The organism is Pseudomonas sp. B35(2017) (genome assembly GCF_002113645.1).
In the GTDB taxonomy this organism is placed as follows: domain Bacteria; phylum Pseudomonadota; class Gammaproteobacteria; order Pseudomonadales; family Pseudomonadaceae; genus Aquipseudomonas; species Aquipseudomonas ekonensis.
Genome location: NZ_NEIZ01000016.1, coordinates 100,845 through 119,957 on the forward strand (window position 1 = coordinate 100,845; position 19,113 = coordinate 119,957).

The window sequence follows — 19,113 nt, forward strand, 5'->3', positions numbered from 1 at the left end:
CGCGGGTACGTCCGCCCTCCCTGTGGGAGCGGGCTTGCCCGCGAAAGCGGTGCATCAGCCGGCCACGATGCCGACTGTGCCGCCGTCTTCGCGGGCAAGCCCGCTCCCACAAGGGATGCGGCGGTCAAGCCTGAATGAACAACTAAAAGATCCAAGCCAAGCGGAGCACACGTGATGAAACAGCCCAAACCGAATTTCTACAACCTGGCCTGGCGCTGGCATTTCTATGCCGGTCTGTTCGTCGCGCCATTCATGGTGATGCTGGCCCTGACCGGCATCATCTATCTCTTCAAGCCGCAGCTCGACTCGCTGATGTACGGCAGCCTGCTCAACGTCCCGGCCGGGCACCACACCGTGCCGGCCGATGACCTGCTGCAAAGGGTCAAGGGCGCTTACCCGCAAGGCCAGGTCACCCAGTACCTGCCGCCGGCGGCCGCGGGACGCAGCGCGCAGTTCGTGGTCAAGGACGCCGGCCACGAACTGAACGTGTTCGTCGATCCGTACCACGGCGACATCCTCGGCGAGCAGGACGCCAAGCAGAACCTGCAGGCCGTCGCCCGGGCGATCCACGGCGAGCTGATGATCGGCACCGTCGGCGACCGGCTCATCGAGCTCGCCGCCGGCTGGGGCGTGGTGCTGGTGGTGTCCGGGGTGTTCCTGTGGTGGCCCCGGGGCCAGGCCGCCGGGATCCTGTGGCCGCGCCTGAGCAGCCGCGGCCGCCTGCTGTGGCGCGACCTGCACGCGGTCACCGGGTTCTGGGGCGCCGCGCTGCTGCTGGTGATGCTGCTCAGCGGCATGACCTGGACCGGTTTCTGGGGCAAGCAGTACGCCCAGGTGTGGAACGTGTTCCCGGCGGCGATGTGGGACAACGTGCCGACCTCCGACGTCGAGGCCCGCAGCCTCAACACGGCCGCCCGCCAGACCGTGCCGTGGGCCATGGAGAACACGCCGATGCCGATGTCCGGCGACCACGCCGAACACATGGCCCACGGCGGCATGCAGCACGGCCCGGCGGCCCCGGCCGTCAGCCTGCAAGCGGTGCAGGACATCGCCACGCAGCGCAACGTCGAGCCGGGCTACAGCATCACCCTGCCGACCACCGCCACCGGCGTGTTCACCGTCTCCGTGTTCGCCGACGACCCGCGCAACGACGCCACCCTGCACATCGACCAGTACACCGGCAAGGTGCTCGCCGACGTGCGCTTCGAGCACTACGGCGCCGTCGCCCGGGCCACGGAGATCGGCGTGATGCTGCACGAAGGCAAGATGTTCGGCGCCTTCAACCAGATCGTCGTGCTGCTGATCTGCCTGATGATCCTGCTCAGCGCGGTCAGCGGCGTGGTGATCTGGTGGAAGCGCCGCCCGCAGGGCAAGTTCGGCGTCCCGCCGCTGCGCCACGACCTGCCGAAATGGAAGACCGGGGTGGCGATCATGCTGGCGCTGGGCGTGGCATTCCCGCTGGTGGGGGCTTCGCTGGTGGTGGTGGGGCTGCTGGACTGGCTGGTGCTGTCGCGGTTGGGGCGGCAAACTGAATCGGCTTCAACTTCATCATGAATCAGGCGAGATGCGTGATTTAGACGCTTCTATACACTTTCGGGGCTTAGCCCCCCGGACATTTTAGTGTTACTGTATAACGCTAAATGACCGCTTTGCCCGCCGTCGAAGGACGGCGGGCTTTCTTTTGAAGAAGCGATTTGAAGCTCAGATGAACAAGTACCTCCTGTCCGGCCTTTGCCTGTTCGCGGCGAACGGCGCCCATGCCGACGCCCCGCCGCTGACGCTGCCCACCGGCACCATCACCGCACCGGCGGTGGATGACGAGGCCGTCAGCCTCGCCACCCCGACCGGCGCCGGCTCGCGCCTGAACCTCAGCGCCCTGGAGACCCCGGCCAGCACCGAAAGCCTCACCGGCGAGCGGATCCGCACCCGGGGCGACCGCAGCGTGCAGGACGCCGTGTCGCGCAGCACCGGCATCAGCCGCACCGGCACCCCCGGCGACGGCGGCACCTCGTTGCAGGCCCGCGGCTTCACCGGGCAGAGCTCGGTGATGCAGCTGTATGACGGCAACCGTATGTACACCGGCATGGGCACCGTGACCTTCCCGGTCGACACCTGGTCGGTGGAGCGCGTCGACGTACTGCGCGGCCCGGCCTCGGTGCTGTACGGCGAAGGCGCCACGGGTGCGGTGGTCAACACGATCCCGAAAAAGCCCTTCGAAGGCGAGATCGAAAACCGCCTGCGCGTCGGCTACGGCTCCTTCGACACCCAGCAGCAGGCGCTCGACAGCGGCGGCTCGCTGAGCGACACCCTGAGCTACCGCCTGAACCTCAACCGCCTGCGCAGCAACGGCTGGATCGACCGCGGCGACTCGGCCGCCGACTTCGTCAGCGCCGCCCTGCGCTGGCAGGCCCGGGACGACCTGACCTTCACCCTGGCCCACGACTACGGCGACCAGCGTCCGCAGAACTATTTCGGCACCCCGCTGATCGGCGGCCGCCTGAAGGACAGCCTGCGCAACAAGAACTACAACGTGCGCGACGACAAGCAGCACTACAACGACCAGTGGACGCGCTTGACCAGCGACTGGCAGATCAACGACACGGTCAGCGCCAGCAACGAACTCTATTACCTCAAGGCCCGACGCCGCTGGCAGAACGCCGAGAACTACAACTTCGACCGCGACAGCCAGCAGTTGAGCCGCAGCGGCTACTTCGGCATCGGCCACAAGCAGGAGCAGGTCGGCGACCGCCAGACCTTCACCTTCAAGCACTCGCTGTTCGGCCTCGACAGCCAGACCGTCACCGGCGTCGACTACAACCGCATCCGCTTCCGCCTCGACAGCAACTCGCCGTTCAACGACGTGTTGCCGGACGGCCAGCCGCTGGACGTGTACCGTCCGCAGCCGGGCTATTTCGAGAGCGCCGATCCTTACCGCGGCCAGTTCCAGAGCACCACGAAGCAAATGTCGGCGTTCGCCGAAAACCGCACGCAACTGAGCGAGCGCTGGTCGCTGGTGACCGGCGTGCGCCGCGACTACGTGCACGTGGACCGCGACAACCTGGTCAACGACAGCCGCAGCGACAAGACCCTGACCGGCAACAACTGGAAGGCCGGACTGGTGTTCGCCCTGACGCCGCAGACGTCGTTCTACGGTCAGGTGGCCACCAGCACCGACGGCGTCGGCGGCCTGATTTCCCTGAGCCCGAGCCAGCAGCAGTACGACCTGGCCACCGCCCGGCAGACCGAGATCGGCATGAAGCAGCTGTTCTGGGACGACCGCGGCGAATTCACCCTGGCGGCCTACCGCATCGTGAAAAAGAAACTGCTGACCGACGATCCGGGCAATCCGACGCTCAAGCAGCAGGTCGGCCAGCAGTCGTCCAACGGCCTGGAAGCCAGCCTCGACCTGCAACTGCCGCACGCCTGGCGGATGCAGGCCAACGCGGCCATCGTCAAGGCCAAGTACGACGACTTCGAAGAGGTGGTCGCAGGCGTCCCGGTCTCGCGCAAAGGCAACCGTCCGGTGGACGTTCCGCGGCGCACCGCCAACCTGTGGCTGGACAAGGCCCTCACCGACGATCTGAAGGCCGGCGCCGGCGTGCGTTATGTCGATGCGCGCTACGCCGACATGGCCAACCGCAACGAGCTGCCGAGCTACACCGTGGTCGATGCGACGCTGTCGTGGAAAGCGCTGCGCGACACCACGCTGGGTCTGCAGGTGAACAATCTGTTTGACCGGCAGTACGCGCAAAGCCAATACAATGAGGGCCAGCAGTGGATTCTGGGTGAGCCTCGTTCGTTCTTTGTCACGGCTGATTACACCTTCTAGAACAGGAACGAAATGACCTCACTGTCCCTCACCGATCTTGCCTGGACACCTCTGGGCCACGGCCACTGCCATCACCAGTTCCAGCTGCGTGACGCCTCGTTGCAAGTGGCCGCCGGTGAGTTCGTCGGACTGATCGGGCCCAACGGCAGCGGCAAGACCAGCCTGTTGCGCTGCGCCTACCGTTTCAGTCAGCCGGAGCACGGTGAGGTCAAGCTCGATCACCACAACGTCTGGAAGCAATCCTCGCGCTGGTGCGCCCAACGCATCGCCGTGGTCTTGCAGGAATTCCCCGATGCCTTCGGCCTGACCGTCGAAGAAGTGGTCGCCATGGGCCGCACGCCGCACAAAGGCCTGTTCGACGGCGACACGCTGGAAGACCGTCACCTCGCCACTCGGGCGCTGCAATCGGTGGGGCTGCACGGCTTCGAAGATCACGCGTTCGCCACCCTTTCCGGCGGCGAAAAGCAACGGGTGATCCTGGCCCGCGCCCTGACCCAGCAACCGCAATTGCTGATCCTCGACGAGCCGACCAACCACCTCGACCCGCGTTATCAGTTGGAGCTGCTGCAACTGGTCAAGCGTTTGCGGATCGGCACCCTGGCGAGCATCCACGACCTGAACCTGGCCGCCGCGTTCTGCGACCGGTTGTATGTGATCAACCACGGCCGCATCGTCGCCAGCGGCACGCCGCAAGCAGTGCTCACCGTTGAATTGCTGCGCGACGTGTTCGGCGTCGAAGCATTGATCGATCCACACCCCCTCCACGGCTACCCGCGAATCACCTGGATTACCCGACCATGACTGTGCGCTCCCTGCTTTGCCTCGCCCTGTTGCTGGGCACCACCCAAGCCTTCGCCGAGGCCACGAAGTACCCGCTGATGATCCACAGCTGCAACCGCGAAGTCACCTTCAAGGAAGCGCCGAAACACGCGGTCAGCCACGACATCAACATGACCCAGATGATGCTCGCCCTCGGCCTCAAGTCGAAGATGGCCGGCTACAGCGGCATCAGTGGCTGGAAATCGGTATCGCCGCAGATGCGGTCGCTTTTGGACGGTTTGCCGGAACTGGCAGCCAAATACCCGTCGGTGGAAACGTTGCTCAACGCCAACGTCGATTTCTTCTTCGCCGGCTGGGATTACGGCATGCGCGTCGGTGGTGATCTCACGCCACAGACCCTGCAACCGCTGGGCATCAACGTCTATGAGCTGACCGAGTCCTGCGCCTTCGTGATGAGGCGCCCGGCCGCCACGCTGGACGACACTTACAACGACCTGCGCAACCTCGGCAAGATCTTCGACGTGCAGGATCGCGCCAATGCGCTGATCACCGGCATGCAAAGCCAGGTCGCGGAAATCCGCAAAGACCTGCCCGCCGAAAAACCGCGTGTGTTCCTGTACGACAGCGGCGAAGACCGCGCCATGACCTCCGGCCGCCTCGGCATGCCGCAGGCGCTGATCGACGCCGCTGGAGGGCGCAACGTTCTCGACGACGTCGAAGCGAGCTGGACCCGGATCAACTGGGAAACCGTGGTCGAGCGCAATCCGCAGGTAATCGTCATCGTCGACTACAGCGAAATCACCGCCGAGCAGAAGATTGAATTCCTGCTGAAGAACAAGGCCCTGCAATCGGTGGACGCGATCAAGAACCAGCGCTTCATCGTCATCCCCTACGTGCAGGCCACGCCGGGGATCGACAACGTGCTCGCGGTTGAAACCCTGGCCAAAGGGTTCCACGGCGAATGATCAGTCGTCGTTACGGCTGGCTGCTGATCGCCCTCGGCGCGGCGCTGCTGGTGTCATGCGTGGTGTCACTGGGCTTCGGCCCTGCGCGGGTGCCGGTGGACGTGGTGTGGCGGATCCTGCTGCACAAGCTGTTCGCCGTCGGCGTGCCCGACTGGAGCGCCGGCCAGGAGCACATCGTCTGGCTGATCCGCGTGCCGCGCATGTTGCTCGGTGCGCTGGTCGGGGCCGGACTGGCATTGATCGGTGCGGTGCTGCAGGCGGTCACGCGCAATCCGCTGGCCGATCCGCACCTGCTCGGCGTCACTTCCGGTGCAACCCTCGGCGCAGTGATCGTGGTGCTGCACGTCGGTGAAATCGTCGGTCTGCTGACCTTGCCGATCGCCGCGTTCATCGGCGCGTTGTCGAGCATGTTTCTGGTACTGGGCATCGCCAACCGTCAGGGTCGGCTGGACAGTGATCGCCTGCTGCTGTGTGGCGTGGCGGTGTCGTTCGTGATGATGGCGATCGCCAATCTGCTGCTGTTCATGGGCGATCATCGAGCCAGTTCGGCAGTCATGTTCTGGATGCTCGGCGGCCTCGGTCTGGCGCGTTGGGATTTGTTGGCGGTGCCGGCGCTCAGCGCCCTGCTCGGGTTGATCCTGCTGCTGGGCATGGCCCGACCGCTGAACGCCTTGATGGCCGGCGAACAGACGGCCGTCACCCTCGGCCTGAACGCCCGGTCGGTGCGTCTTCGGGTGTTCGTGATTGCTTCGCTGATGACCGGGGTGCTGGTGTCGATCAGCGGCTCCATCGGCTTTGTCGGACTGATGGTGCCGCACATCGCCCGGCGTCTGATCGGTGCAGAACATCGGCGCCTGCTGCCGGTGTGCGTGTTGCTCGGCAGTGTGTTTCTGGTGTGGGTCGACGTCGCCGCACGCACGCTGATCGCTCCCGAAGACCTGCCCATCGGCATCGCCACCGCGGCCCTCGGCGGACTGTTCTTCATCGGCCTGATGCGCCGCCGCTGAGCCTGCCTTAGACTGCGCACCCGATTTTTCTCAGGATGAGCGTCATGTTGAAAAAAGCTGTTGTCGCGTTGCTGTTTGTGGGATCCAGCGCGGTGCTGGCCGATACGACCGTCGATGTCTCGAAGGTCTACGGCAAGATCAAATTCGTCGACAGCTTCCCCGATTACAAGGTGAAGGTTGTGGACTCGTTTCCCGACCTCAAAGTGAAGAGAGTCGACTCGTTCCCGGACTCGGCCGGCAAATGGAAAACCGTCGACAGCTTTCCCGACTACAAAATCCAGATCGTTGATTCCTTCCCTGATTTCACCATCAAGTACGTCGATTCGTTCCCCGGCGTGAACTGAGTTGCAACCGACACCGCTGCCGCCTGGCGGCAGCACCACGATGAAGCACTTCCTTGCACCACACCCTGCCGCCTGTCCCCTCCTGGTGCGCCGCCTCTGCGCGCAACCGCTCTAGACCGACATTTTCCTGCCCGATCCAGACCGGGCACAGCCCTTGCAAAACACCCTTCAGTCGTCCGCATCTGCCAACCATAAAAAACTTTAACGTTCATGGAGATCGCACAATGAAGCGTCGCAGTTTGATCAAGGCTTTCACACTCTCGGCAAGCATTGCCGCGATGGGCATGACCTGGACGGCCCAGGCCGCCGAGACCATCAAGGTCGGGATTCTGCATTCGTTGTCCGGCACCATGGCGATCTCCGAGACGTCCCTCAAGGACATGGCGCTGATGACCATCGACGAGATCAACGCCAAGGGCGGCGTCAACGGCAAGCTGCTGGAGCCGGTGGTGGTGGACCCGGCGTCGAACTGGCCGCTGTTCGCCGAGAAGGGCCGGCAGTTGCTGACCCAGGACAAGGTGGCAGTGGTGTTCGGCTGCTGGACCTCGGTGTCGCGCAAATCGGTGCTGCCGGTGTTCGAGGAGCTCAACGGGCTGCTGTTCTACCCGGTGCAGTACGAAGGCGAGGAAATGTCGCCGAACGTGTTCTACACCGGCGCCGCGCCCAACCAACAGGCGATCCCGGCGGTCGAGTACCTGATGAGCGAGGACGGCGGCGGCGCCAAGCGCTTCTTCCTGCTCGGCACCGACTACGTCTACCCGCGCACCACCAACAAGATCCTGCGCGCGTTCCTGCACTCCAAGGGCGTGGCCGACAAGGACATCGAAGAGGTCTACACCCCGTTCGGCCACAGCGACTACCAGACCATCGTGGCCAACATCAAAAAGTTCTCGGCCGGCGGCAAGACCGCGGTCGTCTCCACGGTCAACGGCGACTCCAACGTGCCGTTCTACAAGGAACTGGCCAACCAGGGCCTGAAGGCCACCGACGTACCGGTGGTGGCGTTCTCGGTGGGCGAGGAAGAACTGCGCGGCATCGACACCAAGCCGCTGGTGGGCAACCTTGCGGCGTGGAACTACTTCGAGTCCGTCGAGAACCCGGTGAACAAGAAATTCGTCGATGACTGGAAAGCCTACGCGAAGAAACACAACCTGCCGGGCGCCGACAAGGCCGTGACCAACGACCCGATGGAAGCCACCTACGTCGGCATCCACCTGTGGGCCCAAGCGGTGGAGAAAGCCAAGTCCACCGACGTCGACAAGGTGCGCGAAGCCCTCGCCGGCCAGACCTTCGCCGCGCCGTCGGGCTACACCCTGACCATGGACAAGACCAACCACCACCTGCACAAGCCGGTGATGATCGGCGAGATCCAGCCGGACGGTCAGTTCAACGTGGTCTGGCAGACCGAAGGCCCGGTCCGCGCCCAGCCGTGGAGCCCGTTCATCCCGGGCAACGACAAGAAGCCGGAGTATGCGGTGAAGAGCAACTGACCCCTTGAACGTCAGGCTTGGGCACGACGCCTGAGCCTGACACCGATCCTGTGGGAGCTGGCTTGCCAGCGATGGCATCACCTCGGTTCGCCAGGTGCACCGAGTCGCCTGCATCGCCGGCAAGCCAGCTCCCACACAATCCAAGCAAGGCGCCTCTCTATGCCCACTGCCCTTATCCGCTTGATCCTGGCCGTCGCACTGTTGCTGCCGATGGCCACCCACGCCGGGGATGCCGAAGACTTCGTCGCCGCCACCCCCGCGCAACAGGCCAAACTGCTGGAAGCCTGGGCCGCGCAGCCCGATCCGGCGCGCATCGAACTGCTCGGCGCCCTGCAGCAAGGCGAACTGACCGTCGCCGGCCAGACCAAGACCCTGCGCCTGAACAACCGCCTGCGGGGCCTGACCGACACCGCCCTGGCCAGTCACCAGTTGCTCGCCGCCGACGCGAAGATCCGCCTGGGCGCTGCGCAGCAATTGCAGAAGAGCGCCAAGCCCGCCCAACTGAACTTCCTCGACCGGCAACTGGCCGGCGAAACCGATGAGCATGTCCACGCCGCCCTGAGCCTGGCGTTGGCCAACCTGCAACTGGCGGACGCCGACCCGGCGGTGCGCCTGGCCGCCGTGCGCCTGCTCGGCGAGACCGGCGACCCGCTGGCCCGCACCCGCCTCGAAGGCGTGCTCGAACCCGGCGCCGAAACCGACGCCGGCGTGCGCACGGCGGCCGAAACCAGCCTGGGCCAGGTCAAGCGCAAGCTGCTGGTGGGCGACCTGCTCGGCCAGGCGTTCAGCGGACTGTCCCTGGGCTCGATCCTGCTGCTGGCGGCGCTGGGCCTGGCGATCACCTTCGGCCTGCTCGGCGTGATCAACATGGCCCACGGCGAAATGCTGATGCTCGGCGCCTACTCGACCTACGTGGTGCAACTGCTGATCCAGCGCCACGCGCCGCAGGCCCTGGAGTTCTATCCGCTGATCGCGCTGCCGGTGGCGTTCTTCGTCACCGCCGCCATCGGCATGGCCCTGGAGCGCACGGTGATCCGTCACCTCTACGGCCGGCCGCTGGAAACCCTGCTCGCCACCTGGGGCATCAGCCTGATGCTGATCCAACTGGTGCGCCTGGCGTTCGGCGCGCAGAACGTCGAGGTGGCCAACCCGGCGTGGCTGTCCGGCGGGATCCAGGTGCTGCCGAACCTGGTGCTGCCCTACAGCCGCATCGTGATCATCGCCTTCGCGCTGTTCGTGGTGGCGCTGACCTGGCTGCTGCTGAACAAGACGCGCCTGGGCCTGAACGTGCGCGCCGTCACCCAGAACCGCAGCATGGCCGCCTGCTGCGGCGTGCCCACCGGACGGGTCGACATGCTCGCCTTCGGCCTCGGCTCGGGCATCGCCGGCCTCGGCGGCGTGGCGCTGAGCCAGATCGGCAACGTCGGGCCGGACCTGGGCCAGAGCTACATCATCGACTCGTTCCTGGTAGTGGTGCTCGGCGGCGTCGGCCAACTGGCCGGCAGCGTGTGCGCCGCCTTCGGCCTCGGTGTGGCCAACAAACTGCTCGAACCGCAGATCGGTGCGGTGCTCGGCAAGATCCTGATCCTCGCGCTGATCATTCTGTTCATTCAGAAGCGTCCGCAAGGCCTCTTCGCTCTCAAGGGACGGGTGATCGACTGATGAACCAGCCACTGCTGCTCACGGCCACGCAAAAGGCCGGCCCTACCATCACCCTCGCCGTCGGCGCCGCGGCGTTCGCCCTGTTGATCGCCCTGGCGCTGCTGTCGCTGCTGCCGGCGGACAGCGCGCTGCACGTCTCGGCCTACACCCTGACGCTGGTCGGCAAGATCCTCTGCTACGCCATCGTCGCCCTGGCGCTGGACCTGGTCTGGGGCTACGCCGGGCTGCTGTCGTTGGGGCACGGCCTGTTCTTCGCCCTCGGCGGCTACGCCATGGGCATGTACCTGATGCGCCAGGCCGCCGGGGACGGCTTGCCGGCGTTCATGACGTTCCTGTCGTGGAACGAGTTGCCCTGGTACTGGAGCGGCACCGACCACTTCCTCTGGGCCCTGTGCCTGGTGGTGCTGGCGCCGGGGCTGCTGGCGCTGGCGTTCGGCTTCTTCGCCTTCCGTTCGCGGATCAAGGGCGTGTACTTCTCGATCATGACCCAGGCCCTGACCTTCGCCGGCATGCTCCTGTTCTTTCGCAACGAGACCGGGTTCGGCGGCAACAACGGCTTCACCAACTTCCGCACGATCCTGGGCTTCGGCATCACGGAACCCGGCACCCGCGCGGCGCTGTTCCTGGCTACGGTGCTGTTGCTGGCGGCGAGCCTGTTCATCGGCTGGAAGCTGGCCCGGAGCAAGTTCGGCCGGGTGCTGACCGCCCTGCGCGATGCGGAGAACCGCCTGATGTTCTGCGGCTACGACCCGCGCGGCTTCAAGCTGTTCGTCTGGGTGTTGAGCGCAGTGCTGTGCGGATTGGCCGGCGCCCTGTACGTGCCGCAGGTGGGGATCATCAACCCGAGCGAGATGTCGCCGACCAACTCCATCGAAGCCGCGGTATGGGTCGCCCTCGGCGGGCGCGGCACCCTGATCGGCCCGCTGTTCGGCGCCGGCCTGGTCAACGGCATGAAGAGCTGGTTCACCGTGGCCTTCCCCGAATACTGGCTGTTCTTCCTCGGCGCGCTGTTCATCGGCGTGACCCTGTACCTGCCCAAAGGCGTGATCGGCCTGCTGAAAAAACGAGGTGAGCCATGAGAGTGACCGCCAGCGCCGAGTTCATGCTCGAACCGGCCTTCTTCCCGCCCCTGGAACCGAACCGCGACGCCGGCACCGGCCGCGATGCCCTGGGCCTCGGCCAGCGTGTCGGCCCGGGGCTCGACACCCGCCACGGCACGATCCTGACCCTGGAGGACATCAGCGTCAGCTTCGACGGCTTCAAGGCGCTGAACGACCTGAACCTGTACATCGGCGTCGGCGAGCTGCGCTGCATCATCGGCCCCAACGGCGCGGGCAAGACGACGCTGATGGACGTCATCACCGGCAAGACCCGCCCCACCCGCGGCAAGGCCTGGTTCGGCGAAACCCTGGACCTTGCGCAGATGAGCGAGGTGCGGATCGCCCAGGCCGGCATCGGCCGCAAGTTCCAGAAGCCCACGGTGTTCGAAGCCCTGAGCGTGTTCGAGAACCTGGAGCTGGCGCAGAAGACCGATAAGTCGGTGTGGGCCAGCCTGCGGGCGCGCCTGAGCGGCGAGCAGAAAGACCGCATCGCCGAGGTGCTGGAGACCATCCGCCTGAGCGCCTCGGTCAACCGGCCGGCGGGCCTGCTGTCCCACGGCCAGAAGCAGTTCCTGGAGATCGGCATGCTGCTGATGCAAGACCCGCAGTTGCTGTTGCTCGACGAACCGGTGGCAGGGATGACCGACGCCGAGACCGAGTTCACCGCCGAACTGTTCAAGTCGCTGGCGGGCAAGCATTCGCTGATGGTGGTGGAGCACGACATGGGCTTCGTCGGCGCCATCGCCGACCGCGTCACCGTGCTGCACCAGGGCAGCGTGCTGGCCGAAGGGTCGCTGGAGCAGGTGCAGGACAACGAGCGGGTGATCGAGGTGTACCTCGGTCGCTGAACCTTGCGAATACAAATCCTGTGGGAGCTGGCTTGCCGGCGATAGCGGTGGGTCAGGCACCCGCCATGTCGAATGTGCCGGCCCTATCGCTGGCAAGCCAGCTCCCACAGGGGCAGAGTGATACTCAAGGAACTTGAAGATGCTGCAAGTCGACGAGCTGCACCAGTACTACGGCGGTAGCCACATCCTGCGTGGCCTGAGCTTCGAGGCGAAGGTCGGTGAAGTCACCTGCCTGCTCGGGCGCAACGGCGTGGGCAAGACCACGCTGCTCAAGTGCCTGATGGGCCTGTTGCCGGCCAAGGAAGGCACGGTGAGCTGGGAAGGCCGGGCGATCACCGCGCACAAGCCGCACCAGCGGGTGCACGCCGGCATCGCCTACGTGCCCCAGGGCCGGGAGATCTTCGCGCGGCTGACCGTGGAGGAGAACCTGCTGATGGGCCTGTCGCGCTTTCCCGGCCGCGAGGCCAAAGAGGTGCCGGCGTTCATCTACGAGCTGTTCCCGGTGCTGCAGCAGATGAAGCAGCGGCGCGGCGGCGACCTGTCCGGCGGCCAGCAGCAACAGCTGGCCATCGGCCGCGCCCTGGCCAGCCGCCCGCGCCTGCTGATCCTCGATGAGCCCACCGAAGGCATCCAGCCGTCGGTGATCAAGGAAATCGGCGCCGTCATCAAGCGGCTCGCCGCCCGCGGCGACATGGCGATCCTGCTGGTGGAGCAGTTCTACGACTTCGCCGCCGAACTGGCCGACCAGTACCTGGTGATGTCCCGCGGCGAGATCGTGCAGCAGGGCCGCGGAGAAAATATGGAGGCCGAGGGTGTGCGCGGGCTGGTAACGATCTAGTCTGTAGCGTCCCGGCGATCATCGAAGAACATGAACTCACCCGTCCCCACCGCCCTGTTCACCCCGAGCTGGCACGCCGAGCTGGAGCTGGCCTACGCCCGCTTCGGCGACTGCACCCGCCCCACACGGCGCCGCCACCTCGGCCCGCTGCGCGTGCAGAAGCACCTGTACGCCGAAGGGCCCGAGGTCTGCCAGCACATTATCGTGCACCCGCCGGGCGGCATCGCCGGCGGTGACCGGCTGAACATCGGCGCCCATGTCGAACGGGACGCCTGGGCCCAGATCACCAGCCCCGGCGCGGCCAAGTGGTACCGCGCGGCCGGGCCGGCCTTCCAGCGGCTCGACCTGCGCGTCGGCCCCGGGGCGACCCTGGAATGGCTGCCCCAGGAGACCATCGTCTACAGCGCCGCCCAGGCCGAACTCACCACCTCGATCGACCTTGAGGACGACGCCCGCCTGTTCTACTGGGACGTGGTGGCGCTGGGCCGCCCGGCCGCCGGGGAGCGCTTCGACCGCGGCCACTTCCAGGCGCACCTGGACATCCGCCGCGACGGTCGGCCGCTCTGGCACGAACGCCAGCGCATCGCCGGCGGCGACGGCCTGCTGGACTCGCCGATCGGGCTGGACGGCCATCCGGTGTTCGCCACATTGCTGGTCACCGGCGAGATCGACGCCGGGCTGCTGGAGCGCTGCCGCGCCCTGGACCCTGGCGTGCGCGGCGACCTGACCCAACTGCCGGGGTTGCTGGTGGCCCGCTGCCTGGCCGCCGAGGCGCTGCAGGCCCGCGCCTGGCTGATCGGCCTGTGGCGCCTGCTGCGCCCGGTGCTGCTGGGCCGCGAGGCCGTGCCGCCACGGATCTGGAACACCTGAATGAAGCTTTTGTGCGGGAACGGGCTCGCTCCCGCAAGGATCGGCATCCGCCGCTCCGACACCTTTTCGAACTGCCCTGACGGATGTCTACGATGGACCTGACCCCACGCGAAAAAGACAAGCTGCTGATCTTCACCGCCGGCCTCGTCGCCGAGCGGCGCCTGGCCCGCGGCGTGAAGCTCAACTACCCCGAAGCCATGGCCTACATCTCCGCCGCGCTGCTCGAAGGCGCCCGCGACGGCCAGACCGTGGCCGACCTGATGCACTACGGCACCACCCTGCTGACCCGCGAGCAGGTGATGGAAGGCATCCCGGAAATGATTCCGGAGATCCAGATCGAAGCGACATTCCCCGACGGCACCAAACTGGTCACCGTCCACCAACCGATCGCCTGAGGCCGCGCCATGACCTACACCCTGCGCGATGCGCTGCACGCCGACCTGCCGGCGATCCGCGACATCTACAACGACGCCGTGCTCAACACCACGGCGATCTGGAACGAACAGGCGGTGGACCTGGGCAACCGCCAGGCGTGGTTCAGCGCCCGCCAGGCCCAGGCCTACCCGATCCTGGTGATCACCGACGCCGACAACACCGTGCTCGGCTACGCTTCCTTCGGCGACTGGCGGCCGTTCGACGGTTTCCGCCACACCGTCGAGCATTCGGTCTATGTGCGCAGCGACCAGCGCGGCAACGGCCTGGGGCCGAAGTTGATGACGGCGCTGATCGAACGGGCGAAGGCCTGCGGCAAGCACGTGATGGTCGCCGCCATCGAAAGCGGCAACGCGGCGTCGATCCGCCTGCACGAGCGCGCCGGCTTCATCGTCACCGGGCAGATGCCGCAGGTGGGCACCAAGTTCGGCCGCTGGCTCGACCTGACGTTCATGCAACTGACCCTCAATCCCGGCGCGCAGCCACCGGCCGCCCACAAGGAGTGACACCGATGAACCCCGCCCAACTGCGACGCGTCAATGCCGAAAGTTTTGCGCACTACCGCCAGGGCCTGATCGACCTGCTGCTCGACGCGGTGGGTTACGGCGCCAGCGTCGGCTTCATGGCCGGCCTCGACGCCGCCCAGGCCCGTGCCTATTTCGACGATGTGCAGGACAGCGTGAACAAGGGCAGCGTCCTGCTGTGGGTGGTGGTCAAGGACGAGCAGGTGCAGGCCAGCGTGCAATTGAGCCTGTGCCAGAAGGCCAACGGCCTGAACCGCGCCGAGGTGCAGAAGCTGCTGGTGCGCGAAAACGCCCGCCGCCGCGGCCTCGGCCAGCAACTGATGGACGCGCTGGAGCAGACCGCGCGCCAGCACAGGCGCGGCATGCTGTACCTCGACACCGAGGCCGGCTCGCCGGCCGAAGACTTCTACCGGGCGCAGGGCTACACCAAGGCCGGGGAGATTCCCGACTACGCCTGCGGCCCGGACGGCACCTACCGCCCGACGGCCCTCTACTACAAGATCCTGCAAGGAGCGAACGGATGATTCCCGGCGAATACCAGATCCGGCCCGGCGACATCGAACTCAACGCCGGCCGCCGCACCCTCAGCCTGACGGTGGCCAACCGCGGCGACCGGCCGATCCAGGTCGGCTCGCACTACCACTTCTTCGAGACCAACGACGCCCTGGCCTTCGACCGCGCCGCCAGCCGCGGCATGCGCCTGAACATCCCGGCCGGCACCGCCGTGCGCTTCGAGCCTGGGCAGAGCCGCGAGGTGGAGCTCGTCGAGCTCGCCGGGCTGCGCCGGGTGTTCGGGTTCGCCGGCAAAGTCATGGGCGACCTCGACTGAGGCCCTGTGGCGAGGGAGCTTGCTCCCGCCCGGGTACGCAGCGCCCGCAATCCGGGCAACGCGCAATGGGTGAAGACAATCATCGGCAGGTTTTGGGGCTGCTGCGCAGCCCGACGGGAGCGCGCTCCCTCGCCACAACACATTCGTGCAAGGAACTGGAATGAAGATCTCGCGTCAAGCCTACGCCGACATGTTCGGCCCCACCGTCGGCGACAAGGTGCGCCTGGCCGACACCGAGCTGTGGATCGAAGTCGAGCAGGACTTCACCACCTACGGCGAAGAAGTGAAGTTCGGCGGCGGCAAGGTGATCCGCGACGGCCAGGGCCAGAGCCAGCGGCTGGCCGCCGAGGTGGTCGACACCGTCATCACCAACGCGCTGATCGTCGACCACTGGGGCATCGTCAAGGCCGACGTCGGCCTCAAGGACGGGCGCGTCAACGCCATCGGCAAGGCCGGCAACCCGGACATCCAGCCCGGTGTCACCTTCGCCATCGGCGCCGGCACCGAAGTCATCGCCGGCGAAGGCATGATCCTCACGGCCGGCGGCATCGACACCCACATCCACTTCATCTGCCCGCAGCAGATCGAAGAGGCGCTGATGAGCGGCGTCACCACCATGATCGGCGGCGGCACGGGACCGGCCACCGGCACCAACGCCACCACCTGCACCTCGGGGCCGTGGCACCTGGCGCGGATGCTCCAGGCCGCCGACGCGTTCCCGATGAACATCGGCCTCACCGGCAAGGGCAACGCCAGCCTGCCGGAGCCGCTGATCGAGCAGGTCAGGGCCGGCGCCATCGGCCTCAAGCTGCACGAGGACTGGGGCACGACCCCGGCGAGCATCGACAACTGCCTGAGCGTCGCCGACCGGTTCGATGTGCAGGTGGCGATCCACACCGACACCCTCAACGAGTCCGGCTTCGTCGAGACCACCCTCGGCGCGTTCAAGGGCCGCACCATCCACACCTACCACACCGAGGGCGCCGGCGGCGGCCATGCGCCGGACATCATCAAGGCCTGCGGCTTCCCCAACGTGCTGCCGAGCTCGACCAACCCGACCCGGCCGTTCACCCGCAACACCATCGACGAACACCTGGACATGCTGATGGTCTGCCATCACCTGGACCCGAGCATCGCCGAAGACGTGGCGTTCGCCGAAAGCCGCATCCGCCGCGAAACCATCGCCGCTGAAGACATCCTCCACGACCTCGGCGCGTTCTCCATGATCAGTTCCGACAGCCAGGCCATGGGCCGGGTCGGCGAGGTCATCACCCGCACCTGGCAGACCGCCGACAAGATGAAGCGCCAGCGCGGCCCGCTGCCCCAGGACGGCGAAGGCAACGACAACTTCCGCGCCAAGCGCTACATCGCCAAGTACACGATCAACCCGGCGATCACCCACGGCATCAGCCATGAGGTGGGTTCGGTGGAAGTGGGCAAATGGGCCGACCTGGTGCTGTGGCGTCCGGCGTTCTTCGGGGTCAAGCCGACGCTGATCCTCAAGGGCGGCGCCATCGCCGCCAGCCTGATGGGCGACGCCAACGCGTCGATCCCCACGCCGCAGCCGGTGCATTACCGGCCGATGTTCGCCAGCTACGGCGGCTCGCTGCACGCCACCAGCCTGACCTTCATCAGCCAGGCCGCCCACGAGGCCGGATTGCCCGAGGCCCTGGGCCTGAAAAAGGCCATCGGCGTGGTCAAGGGCTGCCGCGACGTGCAAAAGACCGACCTGATCCACAACGACTACCTGCCGGCCATCGACGTGGATCCGCAGACCTACCAGGTCAAGGCCGACGGCGTGCTGCTGTGGTGCGAACCGGCGGACACCCTGCCGATGGCGCAGCGGTATTTCCTGTTCTGATCCGGTGCTCCGCAGGGGCTGTGGCGAGGATCCCGGGGGACGGCTTTGCCGTCCAGCGGGAGCAAGCGCCCTCGCCACAGCAATTCATCCCGTTTTTTCGCCAGACGGACTACGCTTCGAGACGCTCCCCTGTTAATCGCATCAGGTAACCGTTCATGCGTCTTTCCGAATTCATCGTGGCCAACGTCGATCCCATCGTCGAAGAGTGGGAGACCTTCGCCCGCACCATCACCCCGGCGGCCGACTACCTGGACAGCCCGGCCCTGCGCGACCACGCCCGCTCGCTCCTGCTGGCCGCCGCCCGGGACATGGACAAACCGCAGACCGCCGACGAACAGGCCGACAAGTCCAAGGGCGAAGGGCCGCCCAAGACCCCGAGCCTGGACCAGGCCGGCGCCAGCCATGGCGAAATGCGCCACTCGGTGGGCTTCGACCTGGTGCAGATGACCTCCGAGTTCCGCCACTTGCGCGCCTGCGTGATCCGCCTGTGGGTCGACAGCCTGCAGACGCCGGACCGCACCGGCCTGCGCGACATGATCCGTTTCAACGAAGCCATCGACGAAGCCCTGGCCGAGTCCACGGCGGCCTACGCCGAACAGGTCAACCGCTCGCGGGACATCTTCCTGGCCATTCTCGGCCACGACCTGCGCGCGCCGCTGCAGGCCGTGACCATCTCCACCGAAATGCTGCTGCGCAAGGCCGCGCTGCAGGACGACGCCCTGCCCTTCGTGCAGAACATCAAGGACGGTTCGCGGCACATGGCGGCCATGGTCAGCGACCTGCTGGAACTGGTGCGCAGCCGCCTGGGCAAGAGCCTGCCGATCGAACCGGCGCCGATGGACCTGGCGGACACCGCGCGGGCGGCCATCGCCGAGGCCTTCGCCGGCAATCCGGACAGCGACACGATCCTGAAGGTCGAGGGCGACACCCACGGGGTGTGGGACGCCGGACGGCTGGCCCAACTGCTGCAGAACCTGATCGGCAACGCCTTGCAGCACGGCACCGGCCCGCAGGGCGTGGTGGTGAGCCTGCACGGGGAAGCCGACAGCGTGCGCCTGACCGTGCACAACCACGGCGAGCCGATCTCAGAGGACGCCATCGGCACGATTTTCGACCCGCTGGTGCGCAGCGCCGACGAAGTGCTCGGCCAGACGTCCACCAGCCTCGGGTTGGGGCTGTTCATCGTCAAGGAAGTGGTGACCGCCCATGGCGGAACCATCGAGGTCAGTTCGAGCGGGGAGGAAGGGACGCTGTTCAGCGTGGTGTTGCCGAGGAAGGCTTGACCTGAGAGTCCGCGTGACCGTTCATCGCGGGCAAGCCCGCTCCCTCAGGGGAATGCGGTCAACAGTGGCATCGGGCTCGCTCAGGGCTGCGAGCCGACGAAGAGGCCGATGAAGTCAGCGCAAGGATCACTCGGCCACCAACCGCGCCAGGCGCTGGCGCAGCATCCGGTTCTCCGCCCGCAGCGCCTTCACCTCCTCCAGCAGCTCCATCGCCAGCGCCACCCCTTCCCACTCAAGCTCCAGGTCGCGCCGCAGCTTGGCCGCGCGCCGGGCCAGGGTCAGTTCGACATCGGTGAAGCGCCACTCCCGGGGCTGCGCGCCCTGAGGTTCGAGGATGCCGTGCTCGACGATCTCGATCACGTAGGCGTCCGTCAGGTCGGTCGCCTCACAGAATTCTGCCATGTCCAGTTGAACGATCAGGGGGCTGCTCATGCCGGGCTACTCCGTCGCT

19 protein-coding genes are annotated in these 19,113 nt (G+C 66.4%); 18 read left to right on the forward strand and 1 reads right to left on the reverse strand.

The annotated features are described in order from the left end of the window. The first annotated feature begins 174 nt into the window (after positions 1 to 174). The 18 genes from CAG41_RS22230 to CAG41_RS22315 all read left to right on the forward strand — a co-directional run bounded on the left by CAG41_RS22230 (position 175) and on the right by CAG41_RS22315 (position 18,662). Positions 175 to 1,554, forward strand: coding sequence for a PepSY domain-containing protein (locus CAG41_RS22230; RefSeq protein ID WP_085707483.1), 1,380 nt, complete (start codon positions 175 to 177; stop codon positions 1,552 to 1,554). A gap of 151 nt (positions 1,555 to 1,705) precedes the next feature. Further along, on the forward strand, positions 1,706 to 3,829 hold the full coding sequence (locus CAG41_RS22235) for a TonB-dependent siderophore receptor (RefSeq protein WP_085707484.1): 2,124 nt from the start codon (positions 1,706 to 1,708) through the stop codon (positions 3,827 to 3,829). 12 nt (positions 3,830 to 3,841) lie between these two features. After that, positions 3,842 to 4,630 carry an ABC transporter ATP-binding protein gene (locus CAG41_RS22240; RefSeq protein ID WP_085582762.1) on the forward strand — a complete coding sequence of 263 codons (789 nt, stop codon included), beginning with the start codon at positions 3,842 to 3,844 and terminating at the stop codon, positions 4,628 to 4,630. Then, positions 4,627 to 5,574: an ABC transporter substrate-binding protein gene (locus tag CAG41_RS22245; RefSeq protein WP_085707485.1), complete on the forward strand. Its 948-nt coding sequence runs from the start codon at positions 4,627 to 4,629 to the stop codon at positions 5,572 to 5,574. Before CAG41_RS22240 ends, CAG41_RS22245 begins: the two co-directional genes overlap by 4 nt. After that, the gene (locus CAG41_RS22250) at positions 5,571 to 6,581 is read left to right on the forward strand and encodes an iron ABC transporter permease (protein ID WP_085582766.1); all 1,011 of its coding nucleotides are present in this window, start codon (positions 5,571 to 5,573) and stop codon (positions 6,579 to 6,581) included. The genes CAG41_RS22245 and CAG41_RS22250 overlap by 4 nt, the downstream gene beginning before the upstream one ends. A gap of 44 nt (positions 6,582 to 6,625) precedes the next feature. Continuing rightward, complete coding sequence (locus CAG41_RS22255; RefSeq protein WP_085707486.1) at positions 6,626 to 6,925, forward strand: hypothetical protein; 300 nt, start codon at positions 6,626 to 6,628, stop codon at positions 6,923 to 6,925. A gap of 224 nt (positions 6,926 to 7,149) precedes the next feature. Continuing rightward, positions 7,150 to 8,415, forward strand: coding sequence for an urea ABC transporter substrate-binding protein (gene urtA / locus CAG41_RS22260; RefSeq protein ID WP_085582770.1), 1,266 nt, complete (start codon positions 7,150 to 7,152; stop codon positions 8,413 to 8,415). A gap of 159 nt (positions 8,416 to 8,574) precedes the next feature. After that, positions 8,575 to 10,077 carry an urea ABC transporter permease subunit UrtB gene (gene urtB, locus CAG41_RS22265; protein ID WP_085707487.1) on the forward strand — a complete coding sequence of 501 codons (1,503 nt, stop codon included), beginning with the start codon at positions 8,575 to 8,577 and terminating at the stop codon, positions 10,075 to 10,077. Continuing rightward, on the forward strand, positions 10,077 to 11,156 hold the full coding sequence (urtC, locus tag CAG41_RS22270; protein WP_085582774.1) for an urea ABC transporter permease subunit UrtC: 1,080 nt from the start codon (positions 10,077 to 10,079) through the stop codon (positions 11,154 to 11,156). Before urtB ends, urtC begins: the two co-directional genes overlap by 1 nt. Further along, positions 11,153 to 12,025 carry an urea ABC transporter ATP-binding protein UrtD gene (gene urtD / locus CAG41_RS22275; protein ID WP_085695234.1) on the forward strand — a complete coding sequence of 291 codons (873 nt, stop codon included), beginning with the start codon at positions 11,153 to 11,155 and terminating at the stop codon, positions 12,023 to 12,025. Before urtC ends, urtD begins: the two co-directional genes overlap by 4 nt. A 139-nt stretch (positions 12,026 to 12,164) precedes the next feature. After that, positions 12,165 to 12,863: an urea ABC transporter ATP-binding subunit UrtE gene (gene urtE / locus CAG41_RS22280; protein ID WP_085630908.1), complete on the forward strand. Its 699-nt coding sequence runs from the start codon at positions 12,165 to 12,167 to the stop codon at positions 12,861 to 12,863. A gap of 30 nt (positions 12,864 to 12,893) precedes the next feature. After that, positions 12,894 to 13,733, forward strand: coding sequence for an urease accessory protein UreD (locus CAG41_RS22285; RefSeq protein WP_085582780.1), 840 nt, complete (start codon positions 12,894 to 12,896; stop codon positions 13,731 to 13,733). Positions 13,734 to 13,825: 92 nt separating this feature from the next. Further along, positions 13,826 to 14,128 (forward strand): urease subunit gamma, encoded by a 303-nt coding sequence (gene ureA, locus CAG41_RS22290; protein WP_085582782.1) that lies wholly within the window; start codon positions 13,826 to 13,828, stop codon positions 14,126 to 14,128. A 9-nt stretch (positions 14,129 to 14,137) separates the two neighbouring features. Continuing rightward, positions 14,138 to 14,671: a GNAT family N-acetyltransferase gene (locus tag CAG41_RS22295; RefSeq protein ID WP_085582784.1), complete on the forward strand. Its 534-nt coding sequence runs from the start codon at positions 14,138 to 14,140 to the stop codon at positions 14,669 to 14,671. 5 nt (positions 14,672 to 14,676) lie between these two features. Next, positions 14,677 to 15,213: a GNAT family N-acetyltransferase gene (locus CAG41_RS22300; protein WP_085582786.1), complete on the forward strand. Its 537-nt coding sequence runs from the start codon at positions 14,677 to 14,679 to the stop codon at positions 15,211 to 15,213. After that, a complete protein-coding gene (locus CAG41_RS22305) occupies positions 15,210 to 15,518 on the forward strand; it encodes an urease subunit beta (protein WP_085582788.1) in 309 nt (102 codons plus the stop codon). Before CAG41_RS22300 ends, CAG41_RS22305 begins: the two co-directional genes overlap by 4 nt. A gap of 160 nt (positions 15,519 to 15,678) precedes the next feature. Continuing rightward, entirely contained in the window at positions 15,679 to 17,379 is a 1,701-nt protein-coding gene (gene ureC, locus CAG41_RS22310) for an urease subunit alpha (RefSeq protein WP_085630912.1), read from the forward strand. A 155-nt stretch (positions 17,380 to 17,534) separates the two neighbouring features. Next, positions 17,535 to 18,662 carry a sensor histidine kinase KdpD gene (locus CAG41_RS22315; protein ID WP_085582792.1) on the forward strand — a complete coding sequence of 376 codons (1,128 nt, stop codon included), beginning with the start codon at positions 17,535 to 17,537 and terminating at the stop codon, positions 18,660 to 18,662. Positions 18,663 to 18,788: 126 nt separating this feature from the next. Here CAG41_RS22315 and CAG41_RS22320 read toward each other — a convergent pair whose 3' ends face one another. Beyond that, entirely contained in the window at positions 18,789 to 19,094 is a 306-nt protein-coding gene (locus tag CAG41_RS22320; protein WP_085582795.1) for a chaperone modulator CbpM, read from the reverse strand. Between the last annotated feature and the right edge of the window lie 19 nt (positions 19,095 to 19,113).